Here is a 1,393-nt window from a genome sequence, read left to right on the forward strand (position 1 = left end):
TCCATGATTTCTCTCGTCGTTAACTTACCACTCAGCTTATCTTTGACTACTGCCCATTTCACTTCACTTGAATATACGTTTTTGCCCATACAAAAACACCTCCGATGTTAGTACTTTTTAAAAGTGTACCACTCCGAAGGTGTTTTATATTGTCTCAAAATTTTAGGTTAGCCCACCTGATTATTTATCAGATGCTGGTTTTTATTAAATGATAGTACGTTTAAAGGAAATAAAAATAGTGGTTCGCTAATTAATCTTAAAACGTAAGGAGTATACAGTTATGAATGTAGATATTCATCAATTGTCCATCCATGAGACTCCTCCGATGGAGCTCTTGCTAGCGGCGGACCCGTCTCTGAAGTTAGTCGAAAACTATGTAAAAAGAGGTCATTGTTTCGCTGCTGAAAACAATGAACAATGGATCGGTGTATATGTACTTCTCCCGACAAGACCGCAAACAATCGAAATCGTAAATATCGCAGTGGACGTGTTGTACCAAGGAAAAGGTGTCGGGAAGGATCTTTTACGACATGCGATTAACACAGCTAAAACAATGGGATACACCACCATAGAGATCGGAACAGGCAATTCAAGCATTGGACAGTTAGCACTTTACCAAAAATGTGGATTCCGGATCGTCGGAATCGACATGAACTTTTTCTTGAGACACTATGAAGAGGAAATCATCGAAAATGGAATCCGGTGTACCGATATGATTCGATTATCCCAAGATCTATGAGAATATCAGCATCCTTTTTATGAAAAGCGTGGTACTATCTCTGACAATGCAACTTGAACGATGATGGACAACACATTCATAAGTCTTTGCCGTTAAATAAGATTGCAAAAAATGGATCTACACCACATAATATGAACATACGTTCTTATTACAAGGAGGTCCACCATGCAGCACCTTCAAAAAGAAATGACTCATCCTGCACCGTTACACACCATGAACCGGCCGATTTGCCTTTCCATCGATTCATCCATTCATCTTTACCATGATGCTTCTGTTCCTATGACTTACAAAATGGAAGTCATATTATTCATTGCTTTACGGGAACGAACTCCTTTATCCATGCGTCAAACCAGTGATTCTGGTAGTAGCAAAGAACTTGTCTACATAGAAGAAGTGGACTTCGAGAGTCGACAGCTGACGCTTTTCCATATGAACGATTCGTCATTGTCCTTTCATCGTTATATCCAAGACGATTCGTTACATGAACAGCACCCTCAGCTTTTACTCAGTATGATGTAAGTTAAAACAAACGCATGACGTCAAAAAGGTTGCGTCCATTTCGATGTGAACTGCTCCCCGTCAAGTAGACAGGATAAATAATAAAAATCACTTAAACGGCTTGCGCTCTGTATTCTAACGGAGCCAAGCCGTTTA

Annotated in this window: 2 protein-coding genes; both read left to right on the forward strand. The window is 39.7% G+C overall.

Annotated elements, in window-relative coordinates; translation table 11 throughout:
• The first annotated feature begins 280 nt into the window (after positions 1 to 280).
• Positions 281 to 739 carry a GNAT family N-acetyltransferase gene (locus tag KNQ15_RS16535; protein ID WP_214730120.1) on the forward strand — a complete coding sequence of 153 codons (459 nt, stop codon included), beginning with the start codon at positions 281 to 283 and terminating at the stop codon, positions 737 to 739.
• Positions 740 to 904: 165 nt separating this feature from the next.
• Positions 905 to 1,258, forward strand: a complete 354-nt coding sequence (locus KNQ15_RS16540; protein ID WP_029341540.1) for a hypothetical protein — start codon at positions 905 to 907, stop codon at positions 1,256 to 1,258.
• The last annotated feature ends 135 nt before the right edge of the window (positions 1,259 to 1,393 follow it).

Origin of the sequence: Exiguobacterium sp. s168 (genome assembly GCF_018619035.1) — a bacterium.
GTDB lineage: Bacteria > Bacillota > Bacilli > Exiguobacteriales > Exiguobacteriaceae > Exiguobacterium_A > Exiguobacterium_A acetylicum.